Consider the following 16,776-nt stretch of genomic DNA (forward strand, 5'->3'; position numbering starts at 1 on the left):
GGGTGAGAACTCCTACTGCTCGGTCTGCTCGTTCTGCTCTGTCTGGTCGTTCTGCTGTGACTGCAGGTCCTGTTGCGACTGCTCGTCCTGCGACTGCTCGTCCTGCAGCGACTGCTCGTCCTGGCCGTTCTGCGTCCGGCCCTCGGGGTCGGCCCCGGCGGACGGGGTCGCGGTGACCGTCACCGTCGGGGTGGGCTTCGGCTTCGCCTTCTCCGGGAGCACCGTGTCGCGCGGGTCCTTCTGCGGCGCCTGGACGACGACGCCGATGATGTCGAGCTTGGTGAAGCTGACGAACGGCGTGACTTCGAGGATGCGGGTCAGGTCGCCGCCGTTGGGGTCGACGCGGGAGACGGTGCCGACGGGCACACCGGGCACGAAGGGCTTGTCGGCCTGGGAGCCGAAGGTGACCAGCCGGTCGCCCTTCTTGACGTCGGCCTTGCCGTTGAGGAGTTCGACGCGCAGCGGGCGGCCGCCCTGTCCGGCGGCGAAGCCGAGTTCGTCGCCGGACTCCATCCGGGTGCCGACGGTGAAGTCCGGGTCGTTGGCGAGCAGCACGGTGGCGGTGTTCGGGCCGACGGTGGTGACGCGTCCGACGAGGCCGTCGCCGTTGAGGACGGTCATGTCGCGCTTGATGCCGTCGTTGGCGCCGACGTCGATGGTGATGGTCCACGAGAAGCCCTGGGCGGCTCCTATGGCGATGACCTGGGCGCCCTTGATCCCGTACTGTCCGGCGCCGGCCAGTCCGAGCATCTTGTCGAACTGCTGGAGCCGGCTGCGGCCGCGTTCGTCGCTGCCGAGTTTCGCCTTCAGGGCCGCGTTCTGCGTCTCCAGTTCGGCGAGGCGGTCGTGCCGGTCGCCGGAGTCGCGGATCGCGGAGACCGCGTTGCCCACCGGGTCGACCGCGGAGGAGACCCCGTTCTCGATCGGACCGAAGACGTTGGCCGCGGCCTGCCGGGCACCGTCGACCGGCGAGTCCTCCCCACCGCGGATGTCCACCGTGATCAGCGCGAACGCGACGGCGATCAGCAGTACCAGGAGCAGCCGGCTCTCTTTCGTGTCCCTCACGTGCGGCGGCCGTGCCTTCCTCGTCGAAATTCGGGAATCTCGGAATTTACGTGGCGGTGTTCAGGAATTCAGCTGATTCGGTACTTCGCGGTACGTGCGGCGCATCGCGCGCTTCCCGTACGTCCGGTACTGGAACCCTCTATATCAACGATCCGCCGCACGAGAGGAGATCGTCTCGTACGGCGGAACCGAAGTGTTACGTCATCTGCGGGGCGAGGCGTCCAGCACCTGCTGGAGCGCCTCGAACTCCTCGACGCACTTGCCGCTGCCGAGCGCCACGCTGTCGAGCGGGTCCTCGGCGATGTGGATCGGCATTCCGGTCTCCCGGCGCAGCCGCTCGTCGAGCCCGCGCAGCAGCGCGCCGCCACCGGTCAGGACGATGCCCCGGTCCATGATGTCGCCGGACAGCTCCGGCGGACACTTGTCGAGGGTCGTCTTGACGGCGTCGACGATCGCGTTGACCGGCTCCTCGATCGCCTTGCGCACTTCGGCGGCGGAGATGACGACGGTCTTGGGCAGACCGGAGACCAGGTCCCGGCCGCGGATTTCGGTGTGCTCGTCGGAGTCGAGGTCGTACGCGGAGCCGATCGTGATCTTGATCTGTTCGGCCGTGCGCTCACCCAGCAGAAGGCTGTACTCCTTCTTCACGTGCTGGATGATCGCGTTGTCCAGCTCGTCACCCGCGACGCGGATGGACTGGGCCGTGACGATGCCGCCGAGCGAGATGACCGCGACCTCCGTGGTGCCGCCGCCGATGTCCACCACCATGTTGCCCGTGGCCTCGTGGACGGGCAGGCCGGAGCCGATGGCCGCGGCCATGGGCTCCTCGATGATGTGCACCTGCCGGGCGCCGGCCTGGGACGACGCCTCGATGACGGCGCGGCGCTCGACACCCGTGATGCCCGAGGGCACACAGACGACGACCCGCGGACGAGCCAGATACCGCCGCTTGTGGATCTTCAGGATGAAGTAGCGGAGCATCCGCTCGGTGATCTCGAAGTCGGCGATGACGCCGTCCTTCAGCGGACGCACGGCAACGATGTTGCCGGGCGTGCGCCCGATCATCTTCTTCGCTTCGGCGCCGACCGCGAGGATGCCACCGGTGTTGGTGTTGATCGCGACGACGGACGGCTCGTTGAGTACGATCCCGCGACCCCTGACGTACACCAGCGTGTTGGCGGTCCCGAGGTCGACAGCCATGTCACGGCCGATGAACGACATTGAGTTCCCCATCAGGATTCGACTGGCCTTCCCAGGAGCTTTTGAGGGCTTTTCAGGTAGGCGAAGTGGGTGCAGTGACGCGTGGAGGCTTCTATCGTAGACGCGCTTTCGCGAACACTGCGCGAGGGTCTTCGCCATTGTCAGCAGATGGCGCACCGCCTCGCTTGTGGAGACGGGCCAACGGTGGGATCCGTTCCCCCGATCAGGCGCGCATATGCCATGGGGCGGCCGCCTTCGACGCGACCGCCCCCCCCTGCTCCGCCTGGGCCGTTCGACTGACGTGCTGTCAGAAAAAAGGTGTCCGGCGGGTCCCGGAGTGGACTCAGACCCGGCCCGGGAAGAAGATCTTCAGCTCGCGCTCGGCGGACTCCTCGGAGTCGGAGGCGTGGATCAGGTTCTCCCGGACGATCACGCCGTAGTCCCCGCGGATGGAGCCGGGGGCGGCGGCGATCGGGTCGGTCGGGCCGGCCAGCGCGCGCACGCCCTCGATGACCCGCTCACCCTCGACGACCAGGGCGACGACCGGGCCGGACGCCATGAACTCGACCAGCGGCTCGTAGAAGGGCTTGCCCTTGTGCTCGCCGTAGTGCTGCTCCAGGGTGTCGGCGTCCAGGGTGCGCAGTTCCAGCGCGGTGATCTGCCAGCCGGCCTTGCGCTCGATACGGCTGATGATCTCGCCGGTCAGGCCACGACGGACGGCGTCGGGCTTGAGGAGGACGAGGCTGCGCTGCGTCACGAGGGGCTCCCTTGGAGGTGTGCGGTTGTGCGGGTGATGACTGAGGTTACCGGGCGTGTCGCGGCGCCGGTCACGCAGCGTCAGGCGGTGGCGGGGAGGGCCGCTCAGGCGGCGTCGGGCGCGGCCGCCTCGGCCTGGGCGGCGAATCTCGCCTTGGCCTCGTCGATCTTCCGCCCGTAGTGCACGGAGGCCCACCACAGGGCGGCGAAGGCGACGCCCAGGAAGAACATCGCCGGGACGACGAAGCCGGAGGCGATCAGGGCGATCTGGAGCGCCCAGCCGAGGGCGACGCCGCCCGGCCGGGTCACGGCGCCGCACAGCGCCACGCACAGGAACATGGCGATGCCGCAGACCGTCCACACCGTCCCCGTGGACAGGTCCGGGTCCTTCATCGCGACCAGACCGGCGAAGCCGATCACGAAGACCTCGCCGATCAGAGTGGAAGCACAGAGCGTACGCACGGTTTCTCAGCCCCTCCCCAGGAGCAGTCGGGCCTCGCCGACGGTGATGACGGAACCGGTGACGAGGACACCGCCGCCCGAGAACTCGCCCTCCTCCTCGGCCAATGTGATCGCAGCCTCCAGGGCGTCCGGCAGCCGCGGCTCGACCTGGACGCGGTCCTCGCCGAACACCTCGACGGCGATCCCGGCCAGTTCGTCGGCGTCCATCGCGCGGTGGCTGGAGTTCTGGGTGACGACGACCTCGGCGAAGACCGGCTCGAATGCCTCCAGGAAGCCCCGCACGTTCTTGTCGGCGCTCGCGCCGACCACGCCGATCAGGCGGCTGAACTCGAACGCCTCTCCGACAGCCTCCGCGGTGACGCGGGCGCCGGCCGGATTGTGCGCGGCGTCGAGCACCACGGTGGGCGAGCGCCGCACCACCTCCATCCGTCCGGGCGAGGCGACGGCGGCGAACGCCTTGCGGACGGTGTCGACGTCCAGCGGCTCGGGACGCTGCGCGCCCACGCCGAAGAACGCCTCGACGGCGGCCAGCGCGACGGCGGCGTTGTGCGCCTGGTGGGCGCCGTGCAGCGGCAGGTAGACCTCGGGGTACTCGCCGCCTAGGCCGCGCAGGGTCGTCAACTGCCCGCCCACGGCGACCTGCCGGGAGACCACGCCGAACTCGAGCCCCTCGCGCGCGACGGTGGCGTTGACGTCCACGGCCTTCTTCAGCAGCACCTGGGCCGCGTCCACCGGCTGCTGGGCCAGGATCACGGTGGCGTCCTGCTTGACGATGCCGGCCTTCTCGGTGGCGATCTCGCCGGGCGTCTCGCCCAGGCGGTCGGTGTGGTCGAGGTCGATGGGGGTGACGACGGCGACGTCCCCGTCGATGACGTTGGTCGCGTCCCAGGAGCCGCCCATCCCCACCTCGACGACGGCGACGTCCACGGGCGCGTCGGCGAACGCGGCGTACGCCATGCCGGTCAGCACCTCGAAGAAGGACAGCCGGTAATCCTGCTGGGCGTCGACCATCTCGACGTACGGCTTGATGTCCTGGTACGTCTCGACGAACCGCTCGGCGGAGATCGCGGCGCCGTCCAGGCTGATCCGCTCGGTGACGGACTGCACGTGCGGCGAGGTGTAGCGCCCGGTGCGCAGCTCGAAGGCGCCGAGCAGGGCCTCGATCATGCGGGCGGTGGAGGTCTTGCCGTTCGTCCCCGTGATGTGGATGGAGGGGTACGAGCGCTGCGGGTCGCCCAGCACGTCCATCAGCGCGGCGATCCGGGCGACGGACGGTTCCAGCTTGGTCTCGCCCCAGCGGGTCGCCAGCTCCGCCTCGACCTCGCGCAGGGCCTTGTCCACCTCGGGGTCCTCGGGGCGCCCGGGCACGTCGGCCTGCGGGGGGCCGCCCTGGGTGCGCAGGGTGCGGCTGCCGGCCTCGATGACGGCGAGGTCGGGGTCGCGGGTGGTCTCCGCCGCGATGATCTCTTCGAAGGAGTCGGTGGGGTCGGGCTGGTCGTTGTCGCCGGGGTTGTCACTCACGGAGACCAGTCTACGGACGGTCGCTGACAGTGGCGCCGGGGAGTGGGGTGGGCTGGGGCTCGTGGCGCGTGCGGGTCCGTCGTGGCTGGTCGCGCAGTTCCCCGCGCCCCTGAGTAGCGAAGGTCCCCGGCGCCTAACGCTCCGGGGACCTTCGTCGTCGTACCGGCGTCTACGCCTGCGGCAGCTTCTCCAGCTGGGACTGGATGCGGGCGATGTCCTCGTCCGCCTTGGCCAGGCGGCCGCGGATCTTGTCGACCACGTTGTCCGGGGCCTTCGCGAGGAAGGCCTCGTTGCCGAGCTTGGCGTTGGCCTGGGCCTTCTCCTTCTCCGCCGCGGCGAGGTCCTTCGCGAGCCGCTTGCGCTCGGCGGCGAAGTCGATCACGCCGGAGAGGTCGAGGGAGACCTCGACGCCCGCGACCGGGAGCGTGGCCGTCGCGGTGAAGGCGTCGCCCTCAGGCTGGAGGCGCAGCAGCTGGCGGACGGCCGCCTCGTGGGCCGCGAGGGGGCTGCCGGCGAGCGTCAGCCGGGCCGGGACCCGCTGGCCGGGCTGGAGGCCCTGGTCGGCGCGGAAGCGGCGGACCTCGGTGATCACCGACTGGACGGTCTCGATCTCCCGCTCGGCGTCCGCGTCCCGGAATCCGGAGTCGGTCGGCCACTCGGCGATCACGACGGACTCACCGCCCGTGAGGGTGGTCCACAGGGTCTCCGTGACGAACGGGACGACCGGGTGGAGGAGGCGCAGCGTGACGTCCAGGACCTCGCCCAGGACGCGCTTGGAGACCTCGGCCGCCTCGCCGCCGGCCTGGAAGGTGGTCTTGGACAGCTCGACGTACCAGTCGAAGACCTCGTCCCAGGCGAAGTGGAACAGGGCGTCGGAGAGCTTCGCGAACTGGTAGTCCTCGTAGAACGCGTCGACCTCGGCGACGATCGTGTTGAGGCGGGAGAGGATCCACCGGTCGGTCGAGGACATGGCGGACGCGTCCGGCAGCGGGCCCTCGACCGTCGCGCCGTTCATCAGCGCGAAGCGGGTGGCGTTCCAGATCTTGTTGGCGAAGTTCCGGGAGCCCTGGACCCAGTCCTCGCCGATCGGGACGTCGGTGCCCGGGTTGGCGCCGCGCGCGAGGGTGAAGCGGAGCGCGTCGGAGCCGTACTTGTCCATCCAGTCCAGCGGGTTGACGACGTTCCCGAAGGACTTGGACATCTTCTTGCCGTTCTGGTCACGGACCATGCCGTGCAGGGCGATGGTGTGGAACGGCGGGGTGCCGTCCATCGCGTAGAGGCCGAACATCATCATCCGGGCGACCCAGAAGAAGAGGATGTCGTAGCCGGTGACCAGGACGGAGTTCGGGTAGAACTTCGCGAGCGACTCGGTCTGCTCCGGCCAGCCGAGCGTGGAGAACGGCCACAGGCCGGAGGAGAACCACGTGTCGAGCACGTCGTTGTCCTGCGTCCAGCCCTCGCCGGTCGGCGCCTCGTCGTCGGGGCCGACGCAGACGACCTCGCCGTTCGGCCCGTACCAGACGGGGATGCGGTGGCCCCACCACAGCTGGCGCGAGATGCACCAGTCGTGGAGGTTGTCGACCCAGTCGAAGTACCGCTTCTCCATCTCCTGCGGATGGATCTTGACCTTGCCGTCGCGGACCGCGTCGCCGGCCGCCTTGGCCAGCGGGCCGACCTTGACCCACCACTGCATGGACAGGCGCGGCTCGATGGTGGTCTTGCAGCGCGAGCAGTGGCCGACGCTGTGGACGTAGGGCCGCTTCTCGGCGACGATCCGGCCGTCGGCGCGCAGCGCGGCGACGATGGCGGAGCGGGCCTCGAGACGGTCCAGGCCCTGGAAGGGGCCGTGGGCGGTGATGACGGCGTGCTCGTCCATGACCGCGATGGCGGGCAGGTCGTGGCGTCGGCCGATCTCGAAGTCGTTCGGGTCGTGGGCGGGCGTCACCTTGACGGCGCCGGTGCCGAACTCGGGGTCGACGTGCTCGTCGGCGACGACGGGGATGGAGCGGTCGGTGAGCGGCAGCTTGATGAGCTTGCCGATCAGGTGCTTGTACCGCTCGTCCTCGGGGTGGACGGCGACGGCCGTGTCGCCGAGCATCGTCTCCGCGCGGGTGGTGGCGACGACGATGGTGTCGTCCCCCTCCCCGTACTTCATGGAGACCAGCTCGCCGTCGTCGTCCTGGTACTCGACCTCGATGTCGGAGATCGCGGTCAGGCAGCGCGGGCACCAGTTGATGATGCGCTCGGCGCGGTAGATCAGCTCGTCGTCGTAGAGCCGCTTGAAGATGGTCTGGACGGCCTGCGAGAGGCCCTCGTCCATCGTGAAGCGCTCACGGGACCAGGCGACCGCGTCGCCGAGGCGGCGCATCTGCCCGCTGATCTGGCCGCCGGACTCGCCCTTCCACTGCCAGACGCGCTCGACGAACGCCTCACGGCCCAGGTCGTGCCGGGACTTGCCCTCCTTGGCCAGCTCCCGCTCGACGACGTTCTGCGTGGCGATGCCGGCGTGGTCCATGCCGGGCTGCCACAGCGTCTCGTACCCCTGCATGCGCTTGCGGCGGGTCAGGGCGTCGATGAGCGTGTGCTCGAAGGCGTGGCCGAGGTGCAGGCTGCCGGTGACGTTCGGCGGGGGGATGACGACGGTGTACGGAGGCTTCTCGCTCTTGGCGTCGGCCTCGAAGTAACCCCGTTCCACCCAGCGCTCGTACAGCTTCCCCTCTACCTCGGCCGGCGCGTACTGGGTCGGCAGTTCGGTGGTGGGTGCGGGCTGCGGCTGCTGAGAGTTCTCGGTCACGGGGGTCAGTTTAAGGGCGTCACGGCCCTGTCCCGAAACGCGTTTCGTTTGTAACGGTGCGCCCCCCGGTGACCTGCGCACGCCATGTCTGAGTCAGGATGTCGGCATCACGTAAGCATCTGGAGGGGAACCCAGGAATGTCTCACAACCAGCCGGGCCCGTACGGCGGGCAGCCCCAGCAGCCCGGACCGTACGGCCAGCCGGGGCCGTACGGCCAGCAGCCGCCGCAGGCCCCCCAGCCCGGCTACGGCTACCCCCAGCAGACGCCTCCCCCGCAGCCGGGCTACGGCTACCCGCAGCAGCCGCAGCAGGGCGGCGTCCCGCCGCAGGCCCCTCCCTACGGCCAGCAGCCCCCGTACGGCCAGCAGCCGCCCTACGGCCAGCAGCCCTACGGCATGCCCCAGCCCCCGGCGCCGGGCGGCGGCAAGAAGAAGACCGGACTGATCATCGGCGCGGTGGCGGTCGTGGCGGCCATCGGCGTGGGCGCGTACTTCGTGCTGGGCGGGGGCGGCGGCGCGGGCGGCCTGGAGGACGACGGCGCGCACAAGCTGACGACGCCGGCGACGGTCCTGACCGACTACAAGCGCGCGAGCGAGGAATCCGCCGAGACCGACAAGGACACGGTCGAGGACCTCAAGAAGAGCGGGGTCGAGGACGGCACGAGCGTGACCGGCTTCTACACCACCGCCGACCTGACGGGTTACGACCCCTCGGCCCCGGAGACCGCCCCGGACCCGAGCGAGATGGCGACCGCCAAGGGCGTCACCTACATCGGGGCGTACGGGAAGATCTCCGACCCGGAGACCGTACTCGACAAGTTCTTCGCCGAGTTCAAGAAGGAGTCCGAGAAGAACTCCTCCTCCTCGTCCGAGACCGGCGGCGGCAAGGTGGTCGGCGAGCCCGAGTCGGTCGACATCGACGGCGCGGTCATGAAGTGCCAGGGAGTCGAGGGGAAGAACCCGCTCACCAAGAAGCAGAAGACCGACTGGATCTGCGCCTGGTCGGACTACAGCACGATCGCGCTGGTCTCCCCCGGTGATGCCACCAAGGGTGTGACGAAGGACGTCGCGGTGGACATCACCACCAAGCTCCGCAAGGAGATCCGCGTCAAGGCCTGAGCCGGGCGGAACAGCGAAGGGGCCCCGGTCGGAAGACCGGGGCCCCTTCGGCGTTCGTGCGACGTGCGGCGGTTACGCCGTCTTCTGCTCGCCCGAGCCGCGTCCGCGCGAATCCCGGGGGATCAGCGTCGGGTTGACGTTGGAGAGGACCACATCGGCGGTGATGACGACGCGGGCGACGTCCTTGCGGGACGGGACCTCGTACATCACGCCCTGGAGGACCTCCTCCATGATGGCGCGCAGGCCGCGGGCGCCGGTCTGGCGGAGGATGGCCTGGTCGGCGATGGCCTCCAGGGCCTCGCGCTCGAAGTCCAGCTCCACGCCGTCGAGTTCGAAGAGGCGCTCGTACTGCTTGACGAGCGCGTTGCGCGGCTCGACGAGGATCTGGAGCAGGGCCTCGCGGTCGAGGTTGTGGACCGAGGTGATGACCGGGAGCCGGCCGATGAACTCGGGGATCATGCCGAACTTGACCAGGTCCTCCGGCATGACCTGCTCGAACTGGTCCTTGGACTCGATCTCCCGCTTGGAGCGGATCTGCGCGCCGAAGCCGATGCCCTTGGCACCCGCCCGGCCCTCGATGATCTTCTCCAGGCCGGCGAAGGCACCGCCCACGATGAACAGGACGTTCGTCGTGTCGATCTGGATGAACTCCTGGTGCGGGTGCTTGCGGCCGCCCTGCGGCGGAACGGAGGCGGTGGTGCCCTCCAGGATCTTCAGCAGGGCCTGCTGGACGCCCTCGCCCGACACGTCGCGGGTGATGGAGGGGTTCTCACTCTTCCGCGCGACCTTGTCGATCTCGTCGATGTAGATGATCCCGGTCTCGGCCTTCTTGACGTCGTAGTCGGCGGCCTGGATCAGCTTCAGCAGGATGTTCTCGACGTCCTCGCCGACGTACCCCGCCTCGGTGAGCGCCGTGGCGTCGGCGATCGCGAAGGGGACGTTCAGCATGCGCGCCAGGGTCTGCGCGAGGAGGGTCTTGCCGGAGCCCGTGGGGCCCAGCAGGAGGATGTTGGACTTGGCCAACTCGATGGCGTCCTCGCGGCCTTGGGCGCCGCCGTTCTCGCCGGCCTGGACCCGCTTGTAGTGGTTGTACACCGCGACGGAGAGGGCCTTCTTGGCCGCCTCCTGGCCGACCACGTACCCCTCGAGGAACTCGTAGATCTCGCGGGGCTTCGGGAGCTCCTCCCAGCGCACCTCGCTGGTCTCCGCGAGCTCTTCCTCGATGATCTCGTTGCAGAGATCGATGCACTCGTCGCAGATGTAGACACCGGGCCCTGCGATGAGCTTCTTGACCTGCTTCTGGCTCTTGCCGCAGAACGAGCACTTGAGCAGATCGCCGCCGTCACCGATGCGTGCCACGGTGTGCTTCCCCTTCGCCTGGGAGACTCCTGGACGTCGACCTGACGTCAACGTGCAGCGGACTCCTGGTGCTGCCTTATGTCCGACGGTACCTTGCCCGGCCCCCCGTCCGGGCCCCCCTTGGCACGGTTCGCTTTGACGTGAACCGCGTCAAACCGTGCCAAGGAGCGGCAGACGATACAGCCTCCCGCCTAGCGGAGAGAGGAGTTGTCCATCTTCCGGGTGGTGATGATCTGGTCGATCAGGCCGTAGCTCAGCGCGTCCTCGGCCGTGAGGATCTTGTCGCGCTCGATGTCCTCGCGGATCTTCTCGACCGGGGTGGTGGAGTGCTTGGCCAGCATCTCCTCCAGCTGCGAGCGCATCCGGAGGATCTCGTTGGCGGCGATCTCCAGGTCGGAGACCTGACCGCGGCCGGTCTCGCTGTACGGCTGGTGGATCAGCACGCGGGCGTTCGGGAGCGCCATGCGCTTGCCCGGGGTGCCGGCGGCCAGCAGGACGGCGGCGGCGGAGGCGGCCTGGCCCATGCAGACCGTCTGGATGTCCGGCTTCACGTACTGCATCGTGTCGTAGATGGCCGTGAGCGCCGTGAAGGAGCCGCCGGGGCTGTTGATGTAGACCGAGATGTCCCGGTCGGGGTCCATCGACTCCAGGCACAGCAGCTGCGCCATGACGTCGTTGGCGGAGGCGTCGTCGATCTGGACGCCGAGGAAGATCACGCGCTCCTCGAAGAGCTTCGCGTACGGGTCGTACTCCCGCACGCCCTGCGAGGTGCGCTCGACGAAGCGCGGGATCACGTAGCGGGACTCGGCGGACGGGCCGGTGTACTCGGCACGCGAGCGGTCGTACAGGCCGCTGCCGGGGAAGTCGTTCACAGTGTCTCCTGTAAAGGGGCTGAGGCGGTCGGCTCGGGGCGGGGAATGGCTCAGGCGCCCGTGCCGCCGCCGCCCGGCATGCCGGCGGCGGTGGGGATCACGTCGTCGATGAGGCCGTACTCCTTGGCCTCGAAGGCGTCGAACCAGCGGTCGCGGTCCGAGTCGCGGGTGATCTGCTCGACCGACTGGCCGGTGTGCTGAGAGGTCAGCTCGGCCATGCGCTTCTTGGTGTGCAGCAGCCGCTCGGCGTGGATCTTGATGTCCGAGGCCGAACCGGCGAGGCCGGCGGACGGCTGGTGGATCAGGATCTCGGCGTTCGGGAGCGCGAAGCGCTTGCCCGGGGTGCCCGCGCTGAGCAGGAACTGCCCCATGGAGGCCGCGAGGCCCATCGCGATCGTCACCACGTCGTTCTTGATGAACTGCATGGTGTCGTAGATCGCCATACCGGCCGTGATCGAACCGCCCGGGCTGTTGATGTACAGGAAGATGTCCTTGTCCGGGTCGGCGGCAAGGAGCAGCAGCTGTGCGGTGATCTTGTTGGCAATGTCGTCGTCGACCGGCTGGCCGAGGAAGATGATCCGCTCGCCGAGCAGCCGGTTGTAGACCTGGTCGCCGAGGCCACCACCGATCGAGGGCTCGCCGGCGGCTGAGGGCATCAGATTCGTCACGTATCCACCTGCTCGTCTTACGACGGCGCCGGGCCGTCTCACGTTTCCCTGCGGGGCTGGAGCCGCTTTCGGGGACTCCCCTGCCCTCGTATTCATGGACCCTAACGCGGTGGGACTGCGGCGCCATCCCGGTTCCCGCGGTGTTCGCCGGGGGCGTAGCGCCGGGGCGGCGCGGATCCGTCGCCGGGTGCGGGCCGCCTGTGGCTGGTCGCGCAGTTCCCCGCGCCCCTGGGTGGGCTCTCCCGCCCTATGCCGAACGGGCCCCGGCGTCGGAACGTCCGGGGCCCGTTTCACATCCGTCGGGGACGGCGCGAGGGGATCAGCCCTCGGTCTTCTCCTCGGCCTTCTCGTCACCCGACTCGGTGGGCTCGGCGGCGGCCTCGGCGGCCTCCGTCTCGTCCTCCTCGTCGTCCAGGTCGACGATCTCGCCGTTGGTGTCCTTGACCGTGGCCTTCTCGACCACGGCGGCCAGGGCCTTGCCGCGGGCGACCTCGCCGACGAGGAGCGGGACCTGGCCCTGCTCGACGACGGCCTGGGCGAACTGGTCGGGGGACATGCCGGAGGAGGCGGCACGGCGCATGAGGTGCTCGGTCAGCTCTTCCTGGCTGACGTTGAGCTTCTCCTGCTTGACCAGCTCGTCGAGGACGAACTGGGTCTTGATGCCCTTGACCGCGGCCTCACGGGTCTCGGTCTCGAACTCCTCGGCGGTCTTGCCCTGGAGCTCCAGGTACTTCTCCAGGTCGAGACCCATCTGGCCGAGCTGGTGGTGCTCGAGGTTGTGCTTACGGGTGTTGACCTCGTCCTCGAGGAGCTTCTCGGGGACGGGGACCTCGACCAGTTCGAGCAGCTTGTCCAGCACGCGCTCCTGGGCCTGCGTGGCCTGGTCGTACTGCTTCATGTTGGCGAGGCGCTTGCGGCTGTCGGCGCGCAGCTCCTCCAGCGTGTCGAACTCCGACGCGAGCTGCGCGAAGTCGTCGTCCAGCTCGGGCAGCTCGCGCGCGGCGACCTGGCTGACCTTGACGGTCACCCGGGCCTCCTTGCCGGCTCCCGAGCCGCCCTTGAGCTCGGAGGTGAAGGTGGTCTCGCCACCGGCCTCCAGGCCCGTCACGGCGTCGTCGATGCCTTCCAGCAGCTCGCCGGAGCCGATCGTGTAGGAGACGCCGTCGGCGACGCCGTCCTCCAGGACCTCGCCGTCGACCTCGGCCCGCAGGTCGAGGGTGACCACGTCGCCCTCGGCGGCGGCGCGCTCGACCGGGGAGGTGGAGGCGAAGCGCTCGCGCAGCTGCTCCACCGACTTCTCGACGTCGTCGTCGGAGACGTCCACGGCGTCGACCTCGACCTCGATGCCGGAGTAGTCCGGGATCTCGACGGTCGGGCGGACGTCGACCTCGGCGGTGAAGTTCAGCGTCTCGCCGTCCTTCAGCTCCGTGATGTCGACCTCGGGCTGGCCGAGCGGGTTCAGCTCGGCCTCGTTGACCGCGTCGGTGTAGAACTTGGGAAGCGCGTCGTTGACCGCCTCCTCCAGCACCGCACCGCGGCCGAACCGCTGGTCGATGACCCGGGCCGGGATCTTGCCCTTGCGGAAGCCCTTCACCGTGACCTGCTGGTTGATCTTCTTGTACGCCGCGTCGAGGCTGTCCTTGAGCTCCTCGAAGGGCACCTCGACAGTGAGCCGAACCCGGGTCGGGTTCAGGGTCTCCACGGCGCTCTTCACGGTTCGGTCTCCTTGGTGGCTGACTTCTTGGGTTTTGCCGGAGCCAGAGCGGCATCCGGCAAATTTCGCCGCCCGGAGACTTCAGACGCTGAGACACACGGGCGTGCAGCTTGCATAGTAACGGCAGCGCCTACACGGCCCAAAAGGCGATCACCGGCGCTCGTGCGCGGGGGATCCTCGGGCGATCGGCCGAGGTGGTCGGGGTGGCGGGATTTGAACCCACGGCCTTCCGCTCCCAAAGCGGACGCGCTACCAAGCTGCGCCACACCCCGTCTGGTGCGAGACGTAGGGTACATGCCGCCGGGTGCCGGGCACCGCAGAGTTTCCGGTGCGTCCGGTCCGGCCCGGCGCGGACGGGAAGGGGTGTGCGGTGAGGGGGACCGACCCGCTACGATGCCTTCAGTGCCGCGGTCACCGACCTGCGGCGCGTGCTGTGCGGGCGTAGCTCAATGGTAGAGCCCTAGTCTTCCAAACTAGCTACGCGGGTTCGATTCCCGTCGCCCGCTCCATACGGTTCAGGGCCGGCCCGGAGGATCATTCCTCCGGGCCGGCCCTGATCGCTTTCCGGGGTCCCGAGCGGGCGCGGCAGCACCCGCGGCAGCCGTGAAGGCGTGCCGGTACGGCGTCCCCGCCGCCGCCCGACAACAGCCCTCCTGACCCTCCCCGGCCTGCTCCCGCCAGGTCGGGCCCGGAGGCGGTCCCCTAGAACTGGATCGAGTTGATCGTGTCCGCTATCGAGTTCAGGAACCGCTGGATGTCGTCGGCCATGCCGGTCGAGGCCAGGAAGAAGCCGAAGAGGACGGCGACGATCGCCGGCCCCGCCTTGATGGAGCCTCCCCGGAGCAGCACCACCAGGATGATTGCCAACAGCAGCACCACTGACAGCGAAATGGCCACAACTGATCACACCCTCGGTCGGTCCGCTCTCCCGGCCCGGAGGTGCCGCATCGCACACCCCCGCCAGAACCATCGTGCCACCAACCGGGCCCCGCTATGCGGCGGGTGACACATCGTCCGGCCGGCTCCCGGGTGACCCGGTGCCCCGCGCGGGCGGGCTCACTCGACGATCGCACCCCGCATGTGAATTCGAGAGGTCACCCGTGAGGGGAATTCCAGGCGGTTCGTTTCCATACACACACATCACGTTCGCAGATATTTCGAATTGTCGCGGCAGCCACCGCATCGGGCGCATCACAGGGAGATCACAGGATCACCCACGGGCCCCGTAAGGGCATTGAAGGGGACATTCCAGTGGAGTCGCCCGCCGGCCTTATGGGCTCCTTAATCATGACGAGTCATGACAAGTAGGGTGCTGCGACGTGCCAGTCCGTGTACGGCGTACCCGGTTATGTGGGTGCCGTCACACGAACGGCGGGATCACGATCCGCGAAATGCGGGGTAGCTGACAGATGCCCCTGGAGTCGATTAACAGGAATGACGCCGGAGGTTTTACGGAATCACACGGAGAACGCTAGGGTGCCTCAGATGTTCTACGCTGCCCCGTCCCCCACCAGAGCAGCGAGGTCCTGTGACGACTCGCCGAGTTTCCGGCGGGGGGTTGCATGACTGGCTCGCTGCGATCGCACGGTGACCGGAAAACACCGTCCCCTCCGGACCAGCAGACCCGGCGCCCCCAGCCGGGCCGCCAACGTGACGCGTTCTTCGACAACGCCAAGTACCTGGCGATCGTGCTGGTCGGCATCGGTCACGCCTGGGGACAGATCCTGGACGGGAACCGGACCGTGGAGACCCTCTACCGGGTCCTGTACACGTTCCACATGCCGGCGTTCATCGTCATCTCCGGCTATTTCTCGCGCAGTTTCGACCTGAGCCCCAAGCGGGTCAAGCGGCTGGTCACCGGTGTCGCCGTGCCGTACCTCGTGTTCGAGGTCGCGTACGCCCTGCACCGCCGCGTCAGCGAGGACCCCGGCAACGACATCAGCCTGCTGGACCCCACCTACCTGCTGTGGTTCCTGTGCGCGCTGTTCATCTGGAGGCTGACCACCCCCATCTGGCAGACGCTGCGTTGGCCGCTCCCCGTCTCCCTGGTCATCGCCGCGCTGGCCTCCGTGACACCGTCGATCGGCGACGACCTGAACATGCAGCGCGTGCTGCAGTTCCTGCCGTGCTTCGTGCTGGGCCTCGTGCTGCGCCCCGAGCACTTCCAGCTGGTGCGCCGCCGTTCGGTGCGGATCATGGCCGTGCCGGTCGTCGCGGCGGCCGTGGCCATCGCCTGGTGGTCGGTGCCGCGCATGGAGACCGGCTGGTTCTACCGCAACGCCGCCGTCCAGGCCACGGGCGCCCCCTGGTGGTCCGGGCCCGTCGTGACGCTCGCGCTCTTCGGCTGCTCGCTGGTGCTGACCGCGTGCTTCTTCGCCTGGGTGCCGGGGCGCCGCATGTGGTTCACGGCACTGGGCGCGGGCACGATATACGGCTACCTGCTGCACGGCTTCCTGGTGAAGGAGGGCCTCTTCGTGGGCCTGTTCGACAAGCCCGTGTGGGACGAGCCGCTCGCCGCCGTCGGACTGACCGTCCTCGCCGCCTCCGTCATCACCCTGCTGTGCACCAGGCCCGTCCAGCGAGCCCTGCGGTTCGTGGTCGAGCCGAAGATGGAGTGGGCCTTCAAGCGGGACGCGGGTGACACCGCCCGGGCCCGTGAGAAGAGTGAGAAGAGCAAGCAGGACGACAAGCGTGCGGTGAGCGAGCCTCGCGAGAAGGTCTCCGTGTAACGAGGGGTCCCGCGGCCCGTTCCGCCCGCGCCTCAGGCACCCGGTTCGGCCAGACCGAGAAGTGCGCGCATCCGCGTGTACTTCTCGGTCAGCCGCGTGCGGGTGGCCTCGTCGAGGACCGCGAGGCGCGCCGGGTCGGCGTTGTGCGCCAGGTCCGCCGCCTTGACCAGGGCCGCGCCGGGCGTGGCCAGGATCCGTGCCGCGTACGCCTCGGGCACCTCGCCCGGCCGTCTGGTGAGGGCGAGGACGATGTCCTTGGTACGGCGGCTCAGCGCGGCCCTGCGCAGCCATCGCTCGGAGAGCGCGTCGTCCTCGACGGCGTCGTGCAGCCAGGCCGCCGCGATCTGCTCGTCGTCCCCGCCGCGCCGCCGCACGCCCTCGGCGACGGCCCGCAGGTGTTCGGCGTACGGCCGGCCCGCCTTGTCGGTCTGTCCGGCGTGGGCGGCCCGTGCGGTGGCCTCGACCTCGGCCGGGGTGAGCCGCGAGGCGGGCCGGCCGTACGCCGAACACCTGCGGGC

14 protein-coding genes and 2 tRNA genes are annotated in these 16,776 nt (G+C 69.1%); 3 read left to right on the plus strand and 13 right to left on the minus strand.

Going from position 1 to position 16,776, the window contains the following annotated elements:
• Positions 1-12 precede the first annotated feature (12 nt).
• The 6 genes from mreC to DMH12_RS20960 all read right to left on the minus strand — a co-directional run bounded on the left by mreC (position 13) and on the right by DMH12_RS20960 (position 7,798).
• Positions 13-1,065, minus strand: a complete 1,053-nt coding sequence (gene mreC, locus DMH12_RS20935; protein ID WP_125493041.1) for a rod shape-determining protein MreC — start codon at positions 1,063-1,065, stop codon at positions 13-15.
• Positions 1,066-1,266: 201 nt separating this feature from the next.
• A complete protein-coding gene (locus tag DMH12_RS20940) occupies positions 1,267-2,286 on the minus strand; it encodes a rod shape-determining protein (RefSeq protein WP_007449816.1) in 1,020 nt (339 codons plus the stop codon).
• A 322-nt stretch (positions 2,287-2,608) separates the two neighbouring features.
• On the minus strand, positions 2,609-3,022 hold the full coding sequence (gene ndk / locus DMH12_RS20945) for a nucleoside-diphosphate kinase (RefSeq protein ID WP_125493042.1): 414 nt from the start codon (positions 3,020-3,022) through the stop codon (positions 2,609-2,611).
• Between the two features lie 104 nt (positions 3,023-3,126).
• Positions 3,127-3,483 carry a DUF4233 domain-containing protein gene (locus DMH12_RS20950; RefSeq protein ID WP_125493043.1) on the minus strand — a complete coding sequence of 119 codons (357 nt, stop codon included), beginning with the start codon at positions 3,481-3,483 and terminating at the stop codon, positions 3,127-3,129.
• Positions 3,484-3,489: 6 nt separating this feature from the next.
• A complete protein-coding gene (locus tag DMH12_RS20955) occupies positions 3,490-5,004 on the minus strand; it encodes a folylpolyglutamate synthase/dihydrofolate synthase family protein (RefSeq protein ID WP_125493044.1) in 1,515 nt (504 codons plus the stop codon).
• A gap of 169 nt (positions 5,005-5,173) precedes the next feature.
• A complete protein-coding gene (locus DMH12_RS20960) occupies positions 5,174-7,798 on the minus strand; it encodes a valine--tRNA ligase (RefSeq protein ID WP_125493045.1) in 2,625 nt (874 codons plus the stop codon).
• A 137-nt stretch (positions 7,799-7,935) separates the two neighbouring features.
• Here DMH12_RS20960 and DMH12_RS20965 point away from each other — a divergent pair, with 137 nt between their 5' ends.
• A complete protein-coding gene (locus DMH12_RS20965; protein WP_125493046.1) occupies positions 7,936-8,916 on the plus strand; it encodes a hypothetical protein in 981 nt (326 codons plus the stop codon).
• 72 nt (positions 8,917-8,988) lie between these two features.
• Here DMH12_RS20965 and clpX read toward each other — a convergent pair whose 3' ends face one another.
• From clpX to DMH12_RS20990, 5 genes are all read right to left on the minus strand, one after another.
• On the minus strand, positions 8,989-10,275 hold the full coding sequence (clpX, locus tag DMH12_RS20970) for an ATP-dependent Clp protease ATP-binding subunit ClpX (RefSeq protein ID WP_122620118.1): 1,287 nt from the start codon (positions 10,273-10,275) through the stop codon (positions 8,989-8,991).
• A gap of 191 nt (positions 10,276-10,466) precedes the next feature.
• Complete coding sequence (locus DMH12_RS20975) at positions 10,467-11,147, minus strand: ATP-dependent Clp protease proteolytic subunit (protein ID WP_122620117.1); 681 nt, start codon at positions 11,145-11,147, stop codon at positions 10,467-10,469.
• A 50-nt stretch (positions 11,148-11,197) separates the two neighbouring features.
• Positions 11,198-11,803: an ATP-dependent Clp protease proteolytic subunit gene (locus DMH12_RS20980; protein ID WP_064731751.1), complete on the minus strand. Its 606-nt coding sequence runs from the start codon at positions 11,801-11,803 to the stop codon at positions 11,198-11,200.
• A gap of 331 nt (positions 11,804-12,134) precedes the next feature.
• A complete protein-coding gene (tig, locus tag DMH12_RS20985) occupies positions 12,135-13,529 on the minus strand; it encodes a trigger factor (protein ID WP_125493047.1) in 1,395 nt (464 codons plus the stop codon).
• A 195-nt stretch (positions 13,530-13,724) separates the two neighbouring features.
• Positions 13,725-13,801: transfer RNA gene (locus DMH12_RS20990), tRNA-Pro, on the minus strand.
• Positions 13,802-13,964: 163 nt separating this feature from the next.
• Here DMH12_RS20990 and DMH12_RS20995 point away from each other — a divergent pair.
• A tRNA-Gly gene (locus DMH12_RS20995) sits at positions 13,965-14,038 on the plus strand.
• Between the two features lie 193 nt (positions 14,039-14,231).
• Here DMH12_RS20995 and DMH12_RS21000 read toward each other — a convergent pair.
• Positions 14,232-14,426 (minus strand): hypothetical protein, encoded by a 195-nt coding sequence (locus DMH12_RS21000; RefSeq protein WP_053130833.1) that lies wholly within the window; start codon positions 14,424-14,426, stop codon positions 14,232-14,234.
• A gap of 665 nt (positions 14,427-15,091) precedes the next feature.
• Here DMH12_RS21000 and DMH12_RS21005 point away from each other — a divergent pair.
• Complete coding sequence (locus DMH12_RS21005) at positions 15,092-16,258, plus strand: acyltransferase family protein (protein ID WP_125493048.1); 1,167 nt, start codon at positions 15,092-15,094, stop codon at positions 16,256-16,258.
• Positions 16,259-16,290: 32 nt separating this feature from the next.
• Here DMH12_RS21005 and DMH12_RS21010 read toward each other — a convergent pair.
• Positions 16,291-16,776 (minus strand): HD domain-containing protein (locus tag DMH12_RS21010; RefSeq protein ID WP_125493049.1); only part of this gene is annotated, 486 nt, incomplete at its 5' end.

It is taken from the genome of Streptomyces sp. WAC 04229 (genome assembly GCF_003947455.1).
Classification (GTDB): Bacteria; Actinomycetota; Actinomycetes; order Streptomycetales; family Streptomycetaceae; genus Streptomyces.